Genomic DNA, 9,169 nt, shown 5'->3' on the forward strand with positions numbered 1-9,169 from the left:
TGCCTTTCGTATTCCTTTACTATGGCTTCGTATATCTCTGGGTCCGTATGCCTTAGGTGTCTCATGATTAATATTATAGTGCAATCTGTAGGTTATACAATGGACATAGTTCCTTATTCATCTTGGGGATAGTATTCATGTGCTCCAATATCAACTCGATTACCATATATCCTTGGCATCCCTTTTATATCCGTCTCAGGAATAAAAGGCGCACTATTACATCCTGCGTCTATAGCAGGCGAATCTGGTTTCAAATTGACGTCTAATACAGTGCTTGCCTTAAAACGTGGATCTGCTTGTATATTACCATAATTAGCAGTTTTGGAGCAATCAGCAGGTATTTTCTTGTTATAGTTTCTAACATTTTCAATAAAGACCTTTGTAGTTTTAGGTGGCTGGGAAAAGTTTATCTTCCTCGAAGTTTCACTAAAAAGGTTGTGAGCTATATTAACATATCCACTTTCGCCACCATCTACATAAAGGTCATGACCATCTCCATCAGAGAAATTATTCCAGAAAATGTTATTGTAAAAATCTAACTCGCTATAAACCCCTACATAAACACCTCCCCCATGCTCAGCGCTTCTATTTGAAGTAAATACGTTGTTTACAAACACGCTATTACGAGCATACATTACATAGACGGCTCCGCCACTCTTACCGCTTTCATTCGAGATGAATACATTGTTTACAAATACAACAAATACATCATTATCAGAATCACTTATATAAATAGCTCCACCTTCACCACTAGCGCTATTATAAGCAAAAATATTATTTGCAAACTTAACGTTTTCAGCACGGCTAACATAAACACCAGCACCACTACTTTGAGCATTATTGTTACTAAATATATTATATTCAAACATGGCTTGTTTAGAATCTACATAGACAGCACCATTTTTATTAAATTGGAACGAATTAGAGTAGAAACGCAACTCGTCAGAACTAACACTAATTCCTCCATCGTTTTCTATAAAACTATTTGACACAAACTTTGCACTATTAGCTTTAACATAAATACTACGATTGCCATAATAAGATTTGTTTTGCTTGAATATGTTTTCTATAAAAGACACATTACCTAAAGTTTCTATGTATACGCCACCATGACCTCCATTAAAAAAGGAACTGCCTATTATATCCACATCATCCTTGGTTTTAATAGATACAGATACACCTTTACTATTTGTGAAGGTTATGCCTTCTATGGTTATACTCCCTTCCCCTTCGTGTTCGCAAACAGTAGTATCTATTTCTAATATTGTTGACAGATTCTTCCCGTCAATGATTACTTTTCCACCCATTGCAGTTATGGTTAGTTTTTTACCACACTCTGAGCGTCTACGAGAAAGGTTATAGGTAAGTGTCTCTGATAATTCATATCTGCCAGTTATTATACATATTACGTCGTCATCCCCATTTTTAGATGCATTAATAAGTGCGCCGTGAAGCGATGGTTCATCTCTAACTATAGTGGTGCATTTTCGTTCTGTTGGTGCTGTAACATTCAGCCTATAATTATACACAGACACTGGTGTGTCCGATATTTTGTATTCATAAGCTCCTATATCTACAGATTTACCCATTATTCTAGGTTTACCAGCCTTATCCTCATATGGAAGCTTTGGAATATAAATACATCCGTTATCTACAGCAGGTGAGTTGGGCTTAATAGAAAAATCAGTGCTACTTACAAAAAGAGGATCTGCTTGTATATTGCCAAAATTGCTATGATCTATGCACCCGTTAAAAATGTATTTATTGTAAATAGCGTTTCCTTTAACATAGAGTATTTTGGTCTTCTGGGGAGAAGAAAAGTCTATTGGATCTTTTGAAATACTAAATATATTGTGGGCCAGATTAATGATAGAAGCCATCTCATATCTATCATCAAGGTTATCTATATAAAGGTCTTGTCCCTTTTGTTGTGCTTTGTTGTTCCAAAGTATATTGTTATAGAAATGCAAAGTTGACTTAAGAGATAGAGAGAGGTATACACCTCCGCCATCTATGTTAGAGGAATTATTGGAGAATGTATTATTCACTATGAATAATAAACCACCTTCGGAATAAACATTAATACCTCCACCTGTTTCCGCTTTGTTATTGACGAATAAGTTATTTGTAAATACTCCCAAACCTGTTCCCAGATAAACTGCAACACCCCCACCCTCACCCTCTTTCGCATAATTGCCTGTAAATGTATTTCCTTTAAAAACTAATGAACCAGACTCTAAGTAAACGTAAGCTCCACCACCGCCATTGATAAGACGATCTCCTGTAGGTCTGCTTACGTTACGATTGAATATGTTGTTTGTAAAATTTATTGAACCAGATACTGAACAAGCGAAAACGCCACCACCAGAGCCAAGAGTGTCGTTTGCATATGATTCAACAATATTTTCGTTGAAAATGTTTCCCTCAAAATTAATTGAACCTGTCATAGAACATGCGTAAGCACCACCACCATCAATACCATATGATGACCCATTACGGATAAATTTATTTTTAGTAAAAGTTATCGAACCAGATTCAGATTCAACAACAGCGCCAACAACATTACTTATAAATGTGTTTCCTCTGATATATACGTCTGCCTTTTTCGTAGAAATATATAGTCCTTTCTCTCCATTTTGAAAAGTCAACCCTTCTACAGTTATATACCCTTCATCACTACTTCCACATTTTTCTTTATCCATCGCTAGTATTGAAGTTTTCCCCATACCGTTAAGAACAACATTTCCTCCTACAGCTATTATGGTAATTTTTGTTCTACACTCTGAATACGTGCGAGGTTTATAGACAAGAGTTTTTAACACATTGTATTTACCAGCCCTTATGCATATAACATCGTCACGACCATTTTGAGATGCTATATTAAGGGCCTTTTGAATGCCTTGTACAGTATTAACTGTCATAGTGCAATGTGATTGGGCAAAAGCAATAGAATAGCCTACGTTGGAATTCAGGTTGAAGCCAAATATGACCGCTATAAATGTTAACACAAGGGAAAAAGGTAAAGTAGCCCTTTTCATTTTGCGACCCTCCTCTTGTGTAATTATTATACCTTACTCCCATTCTATGGTTGCTGGTGGTTTTGAAGATATGTCGTAGACCACCCTGTTTACTCCCTTTACCTCGTTTATTATCCTCCTCATTACATGGTCCAAAAATTCATAGGGAAGCCTTGACCAGTCCGCTGTCATACCATCTGAGCTATCCACTGCCCTTAGCCCTACTACCCTCTCATAAGTTCTTACATCTCCCATAACGCCCACGCTTTTGACAGGAAGAAGCACTGCAAAAGCTTGCCATACCTTGTTATAAAGCCCCCATTTCTTTAGCTCCTGTATGAATATGTAGTCCGCTTCTCTGAGAATTTCTAAGTCTTCTTCTTTGACCTCACCTAATATCCTTATAGCAAGACCTGGACCGGGAAAGGGATGACGCATGAGCACCTCTTCTGGCACTCCCAAGAGTCTTCCCACCATGCGCACCTCATCCTTAAAAAGCTCCCTCAAAGGTTCAACAAGTTTTAGGTTCATCCTCTCTGGAAGACCGCCCACGTTGTGGTGAGTCTTTATCACCTTTGCACCGGGAATGCCTGCACTTTCTACCACGTCAGGGTATAGAGTGCCTTGCAGAAGGAACTCCGCACCAAAGTCCTTTGCCTCCCTTTCAAAGACCTCTATAAAGGTATGTCCTATTATCTTTCTCTTTTCCTCGGGGTCTTCTACGCCCTTTAGCCTCTGTAAAAACACCTCTTTGGCGTCTATGCGACGGAAGGGTAAGCCCATTCTTTTGAAGTAGCCTTCCACCTCCTCCACTTCACCCTTTCTCAAGAGTCCATGGTCTACAAAAATACAGTGTAGTTGTTCACCTATAGCCTTGTATGTCAAGAGTGCAGAGACTGTTGAGTCCACACCACCGGATAATGCACATATCACCTTTCCTTTTCCTACCTCTTGTCTTATCCACCGTATTTTCTCTTCTATAAAATTACCCATCTGCCAATTCTTCTCCGCATTACTTACACGAAAGAGAAAGTTGGCAAGCAGTTCCTTTCCATACTGGGTATGTGCCACCTCTGGGTGAAACTGCACGCCGTAAATGGGCTTGCTTTTGTGTTTTATAACCGCATAGGGAGAGTTTTCTGAACTGGCAAGGCTCTGAAAATCCTCTGGCAACTTTACCGCCTTGTCCGCATGGCTCATCCATACGTCAAATTCCTTTGGTAAACCTTCAAATAGTGGGTCTTCCTTTAGAGCTCTTAGCTTTGCTCTTCCGTATTCTTGTTTTTGAGACCTTTCCACCACACCACCAAGTTGATGCACTATAGTCTGAAGCCCATAGCATATACCAAGGATGGGAATGTTAAGGTTGTATAGCTCTGGGTCTGGAAGGGGTGCGTCCTGTTCGTATACAGAGGCTGGACCGCCGGAGAATATAAGGCAGTAGGGGTTTTTCTCCCTTACCTCCTCATGGCTTATGTGGTAAGGCACGATTTCACTGTATACACCAAGCTCTCTTACCCTTCTGGCAATAAGTTGAACATACTGAGAGCCGAAGTTTAAGATGAGTGCTGGTTTCTTTATCACAATATTAATTATACATTGCCTTGACGTATAAAGAGCATGTACCTATACTAACAATTGAGGAGGGCTATCAAATGGTAGAAAAAATCATAGCAAAGATAAACGAGAGATTTAGTGAAGGCTTATGTGTGGAGCTACCTAATGGAGCTTGCATTGGAAAGGGACAGCATAGGATAAGGGTCTTAAAAAAGAGCGTCTTAGGGGAGGTTTTGAAAGACCCTGAGATGGGCTTTTGCGAAGCCTATATGAGGGGAGATATAAGTATTGATGGTGATTTGGAGAAGGTTTTGATAGCCTGTATGGAGTATGTGGAATCTGAAGGTAAAAGGGGAAAAAGGGAGGTTTTTTCCTCTCTCCTCAGGTGGATTTTGAAGGGTATAGGGCTTATCAAAAAGGTTGAAGGCAAAGAGGTAAGAAGGCACTACGACTTAGGAAACGAATTCTATCAGCTTTGGCTTGATAAGTCAATGACTTATTCCTGTGCCTTCTTTTCAGAGCAAAACATGAGCCTTGAGGAAGCACAAAGTGAAAAGAGAAGGATAATATACGAAAAACTCCAGCTAAAAGAGGGAGACAGGCTTTTAGACATTGGCTGTGGGTGGGGTTCTATAATTCTTGAAACCGCACAGCTATACGGAGTTCAATCCACCGGCATAACCCTCTCTAAGAATCAGTATGAGTTTGTCAAGGAGAGAATAAAGAGCCTTGGTCTGGAAGGTAAGGCAGAGGTGTATCTTATGCACTACGAAGACTTGCCAAAGATAGGTAGAAAGTTCAATAAAGTGGTGTCAGTAGGTATGTTTGAGCATGTAGGAAAGGGAAGGCATAGGAAGTTTTTTGAAGTGGTCCGTGAAATAATGGAAGATGGTGGACTTTTCCTGCTCCATACCATAGGAAAGGTTCACACCTCAAGCCAGAGCAGATGGATAAGAAAATACATATTTCCGGGTGGCTACCTACCCTCCATAGAAGAGGTGCTCAGAGCTTCCAAAGGGCTTGGTTTCAACCTTATAGACATAGACAATTGGAGGCTTCACTATTATCTAACTCTAAAGGAATGGAAGAAGAGGTTTTTGACTGTTAGAGACTGGGTTGTTAAGCGGTATGGGGAGGAGTTCTATAGAATGTGGGAGCTTTATCTTACCGCTTCTGCGGTTTCCTTCTACTTAGGTAGCAATCATCTTTTTCAGTTTCTCTTCTCAAAGGGTGTGCTAAATACCTACCCAGTTATGAGAAGATGCTTAGGTAAACCGCTTTTTGCCTCATAAAGCTCACCCAGACCCTTCTTTATAAACTCCCTTACAAAGGGTATTTGAGAGTTTATAATCTCTTCTCTTGTGCCTATTTGGACGACTTGACCATCCTTTATTATCATTATCCTGTCTGAAATAGAAAAGGCAGAAACAAGGTCGTGAGATACCACTATAGCGGTTGAGCCTGTTTTTTCTCTAAGGTTAACTATAAGCTCATCTATAAGCCTGCTTGTAATAGGGTCAAGTCCAGAAGTTGGCTCGTCGTATATAAGGAGTTCTGGCTCTGTGGCTATGGCTCTTGCTATACCAACTCTTTTTTTCATACCACCCGATAACTCAGATGGGTATAGGTCAAGATGGTCCTCCGAAAGTCCCACCATTTTTAGGTATTTTATAGCGAGGGATTTTAGTTCCTCTTCCTTGTAGTTTCCATGCTCTAAGTGATAAAAGACCACGTTCTCCCACACAGTAAGACTATCAAAAAGTGCTGCACCTTGAAAAACATACCCTATTCTCCTTCTAACATCATCAAGACCAGCCTGGCTAAGAGATGAAATATCATTACCAAAAACTTCCACTCTTCCACTGGTTGGCTTTAGAAGTCCCACAAGACACTTGGTTATAGTGGTCTTACCACTGCCACTTCCACCCAGTATGGTAAAAACCTCCCCCTTATAAACCTCAAAGCTCACATCTTTGAGTATCTGCCTGTCTCCTATCGTGAGATTAAGGCTTTCTACAGAAACGATGGGTTTCATGCAGACCTCAAAGCATCAAGCACAAGTTGGTCAAGCTCTCCAGCCTTCTGCAGGTCTCCCGTGTGCATAAAGGGTATAGTTCCAGTTATCGTCCCACCAGGGAAGAGATTATTCTCCACGCTTTGTATCTTGACCTCAAACACAGAGACGGGAAACTTTACCTCTTCTATCCTATCAATTAAAAGGCTGGCGTTTCCATAACATGCAAGAGCCTTGTCCTGTGCTATAAGCATAAGACATACCTGTCCCGTCTGGAGTATATTCTTAGCACTCTTTGCGTTAGAACTCAAGGCAATTCTAATAGTTCTTTCGTCTATGGGATAAACCCATGTTATAAAGGTCATGTGTATGTTGCCTTCTTTGTCGGAAGTGGCAAGCACCACTGGAAAAACTCCAAGATTCCTCATAAGGTCAACAAGCTCCTTTGGAAGCATTTTTTACCTCCTTGTGAGTTTTCTAAAAATATATACCCTTTGTAGGGTAGTAGCCAAAGAACCCAAGGCTATAAGAAAAACCGCAGGAAATATAAGGTCAAGTGCTATTCCCGTTAAGAGCACCATCCACCTTTCTGGTCTTTCAAAAAGACCTACCTTTAGCTCATAGCCAAGACCTTCCGCCCTTGCCCTTGCATAGCTAACAGTAAAGGAAAAAAGCATGGCAAGGAGAGAAACCACCGAGAGAACCTTATCCTCAGAGGAGAGGGCTATAGCTATAAAGGGAAGGGCGTCAGAAACCCTGTCAAGCAAAGAGTCAAGAAAGGCACCAAAACTTGAACTCTTTCCTAACCTTCTTGCAAGAGCACCGTCTATGGCATCAGAAAGAGCACCCAAAAGCAAGAGGAAAAAGCTCAAAAGCGTATAGCCTAAATAAAGGACAATAGAGCCAAGAGCTACAAGCAATAGTCCTAAAAAGGTTATAAAATTTGGCGTAGCACCCAGCCTTTGGAGCAGTAATACCAATGGCTCTGTTAACTTCTCAAAGGTAGGCTTTAGCTCTCTTACAATATAGCTCATACTCTTCTCCTACGGCGAGGGAGGGATTCGAACCCCCGGTGGGCTCTGAACCCACAGCGATTTTCGAGACCGCCCCGTTCGACCACTCCGGCACCTCGCCTCCTTTATAATTATAAGGCTTTACCATGCTTATAGTCCTTTTTGCTTTGGGATTGCTCTCCATAAGCCTCTTTGAGGCTTTAGTGGTTTTTATACTGATATACCTCGCATACAAAGGCTTTAAAGGCTTCCGATGTAAGGGAAGTTTGTTTTTGCCTCTCACTTTGCACGCTCTTGTAGTTTTGGTCTCTACCGCCCTTTTTCATACCTCTCAGATAGGCAAGGCTATAGAAAGGGGTGCATTTTTACTCTCTTACTGCTATGGTGGAATGCTTAAGGTGGATGAAAGAAGTCTATATAGGTTTAATCTCTTTTTAGTGCTTTCTGGTCTGGCTCTTTTACCCTTGGTGTTTTACAGATACAGCCAAACAGGTCAACCTGCCATGTTTTGGGGTGGGTGGTTTGAAGTAGGAGCCTTTTACAGCATCTTTGCGGTCGCAAGCCTTTCTCTGCTCTTTTATTCAAAAAGGGTCTACTACCTTTTGCCCTTTCTACTTTTTGTGGGCGTGGTCTTTTTTACCATGAGAAGGTCTGCCATGCTGGGGCTTGCCTTTGCCCTTTTAGTTTTTGCCCTCCTTGTGGGACGGAAGGTTTCCAAAAAAGCCTTTTGGGGTATTTTGCTTACCCTTTTTGTTGGCTTTGCGGTAAGCACTGCCCTTCTTGTGCAAAAGGATATAAGGTATAAGACCATGTATGAAATGGTGCTGGGACAAAGACCTATAAATGACGAGACGCTAAACCACATATCCAGCTACCGTTGGGAGATAGCAAAAGCAGGCGTGCAGGTAGTAAAAAAAGACATACAGGAAAGAAACTGGCTTGCCCTTGCCATAGGTCATGGCATAAACTCAGGCTACTATCTTGAGCCAAAAAGTCCTGTGGGTGGGGTCTACGAGTCCATATTTTTACTTTCAGAGCTTATTGAAAAGGGTCTTTTAGGTCTTTTTGCGGTTCTTTGGGTCTATTATGCATACTTTAGGTTCTTGTTAGGCTTTAGGATAGAAGACAACGTGGACTACCTTCTTATGCCTCTTTTACTTGCCCTTGGTTCTCATCTTGTGGGGACAGTCTTTACCTTTTTCTGGGATGCTATGCTACCCTTATATCTTGTGCTTTTTATGGTGGTGGAGAGGTTTAGGTTTTCAAAAGCGTGATGGAAAATAAGGTTCGCACCCGGTTATCATTTTACTTTAGGTACTCCTCCAACCTTACAAAATTGTAGCCTCTTTTCTTCAACTCTTCCACTATAATAGGCATGGCTTCACCTGTAGAATAACCTCTGCCATTGGCATGAAATATAAGTATAGCACCGGGTTTGGTGTTATTTATAACATGGCTCGCCAGCCTTTGAGGGGTTATTCTTTTATCTGGGTCTCCGCTTGGAAAAGTCCAATGGACAACTTTGTATCCAAGACCTTTATATATCTCAAGTGCCTCAATTGCACCAC

Annotated in this window: 8 protein-coding genes and 1 tRNA gene; 2 read left to right on the forward strand and 7 right to left on the reverse strand. The window is 41.0% G+C overall.

Going from position 1 to position 9,169, the window contains the following annotated elements:
- Window positions 1–113: 113 nt before the first annotated feature.
- Both WKI49_01980 and guaA read right to left on the reverse strand, forming a co-directional pair.
- On the reverse strand, window positions 114–3,038 hold the full coding sequence (locus tag WKI49_01980; GenBank protein ID MEJ7621272.1) for a right-handed parallel beta-helix repeat-containing protein: 2,925 nt from the start codon (window positions 3,036–3,038) through the stop codon (window positions 114–116).
- 33 nt (window positions 3,039–3,071) lie between these two features.
- Window positions 3,072–4,601 carry a glutamine-hydrolyzing GMP synthase gene (gene guaA / locus WKI49_01985; GenBank protein MEJ7621273.1) on the reverse strand — a complete coding sequence of 510 codons (1,530 nt, stop codon included), beginning with the start codon at window positions 4,599–4,601 and terminating at the stop codon, window positions 3,072–3,074.
- A gap of 71 nt (window positions 4,602–4,672) precedes the next feature.
- On the opposite strand from guaA, the gene WKI49_01990 reads away from it, so the two are divergent.
- Window positions 4,673–5,866 (forward strand): class I SAM-dependent methyltransferase, encoded by a 1,194-nt coding sequence (locus tag WKI49_01990; GenBank protein MEJ7621274.1) that lies wholly within the window; start codon window positions 4,673–4,675, stop codon window positions 5,864–5,866.
- Here the strand turns inward: WKI49_01990 and WKI49_01995 are convergent.
- The 4 genes from WKI49_01995 to WKI49_02010 form a co-directional block, all read right to left on the reverse strand.
- The gene (locus tag WKI49_01995) at window positions 5,818–6,609 is read right to left on the reverse strand and encodes an ATP-binding cassette domain-containing protein (GenBank protein MEJ7621275.1); all 792 of its coding nucleotides are present in this window, start codon (window positions 6,607–6,609) and stop codon (window positions 5,818–5,820) included. The genes WKI49_01990 and WKI49_01995 overlap by 49 nt on opposite strands.
- Window positions 6,606–7,043 carry a pyridoxamine 5'-phosphate oxidase family protein gene (locus WKI49_02000; GenBank protein MEJ7621276.1) on the reverse strand — a complete coding sequence of 146 codons (438 nt, stop codon included), beginning with the start codon at window positions 7,041–7,043 and terminating at the stop codon, window positions 6,606–6,608. Before WKI49_02000 ends, WKI49_01995 begins: the two co-directional genes overlap by 4 nt.
- A gap of 3 nt (window positions 7,044–7,046) precedes the next feature.
- On the reverse strand, window positions 7,047–7,622 hold the full coding sequence (locus WKI49_02005; protein ID MEJ7621277.1) for a CDP-alcohol phosphatidyltransferase family protein: 576 nt from the start codon (window positions 7,620–7,622) through the stop codon (window positions 7,047–7,049).
- A 12-nt stretch (window positions 7,623–7,634) separates the two neighbouring features.
- Window positions 7,635–7,722, reverse strand: a tRNA-Ser gene (locus tag WKI49_02010).
- A 25-nt stretch (window positions 7,723–7,747) separates the two neighbouring features.
- On the opposite strand from WKI49_02010, the gene WKI49_02015 reads away from it, so the two are divergent.
- The gene (locus tag WKI49_02015; protein MEJ7621278.1) at window positions 7,748–8,875 is read left to right on the forward strand and encodes an O-antigen ligase family protein; all 1,128 of its coding nucleotides are present in this window, start codon (window positions 7,748–7,750) and stop codon (window positions 8,873–8,875) included.
- A 31-nt stretch (window positions 8,876–8,906) separates the two neighbouring features.
- Here WKI49_02015 and WKI49_02020 read toward each other — a convergent pair.
- The coding region (locus WKI49_02020; GenBank protein MEJ7621279.1) for a polysaccharide deacetylase at window positions 8,907–9,169 on the reverse strand (263 nt) is incomplete at its 5' end.

Source organism: Aquificaceae bacterium (assembly GCA_037722135.1).
GTDB classification, from domain to species: Bacteria; Aquificota; Aquificia; order Aquificales; family Aquificaceae; genus Pampinifervens; species Pampinifervens sericum.

Coding starts and splice junctions, on each gene's coding strand:
- WKI49_01980 (MEJ7621272.1), bottom strand. CDS start 3,038: ATGAAAAGGGCTACTTTACCTTTTTCCCTTGTGTTAACATTTATAGCG.
- WKI49_01990 (MEJ7621274.1), top strand. CDS start 4,673: ATGGTAGAAAAAATCATAGCAAAGATAAACGAGAGATTTAGTGAAGGC.
- WKI49_01995 (MEJ7621275.1), bottom strand. CDS start 6,609: ATGAAACCCATCGTTTCTGTAGAAAGCCTTAATCTCACGATAGGAGAC.
- WKI49_02000 (MEJ7621276.1), bottom strand. CDS start 7,043: ATGCTTCCAAAGGAGCTTGTTGACCTTATGAGGAATCTTGGAGTTTTT.
- WKI49_02005 (MEJ7621277.1), bottom strand. CDS start 7,622: ATGAGCTATATTGTAAGAGAGCTAAAGCCTACCTTTGAGAAGTTAACA.
- WKI49_02015 (MEJ7621278.1), top strand. CDS start 7,748: ATGCTTATAGTCCTTTTTGCTTTGGGATTGCTCTCCATAAGCCTCTTT.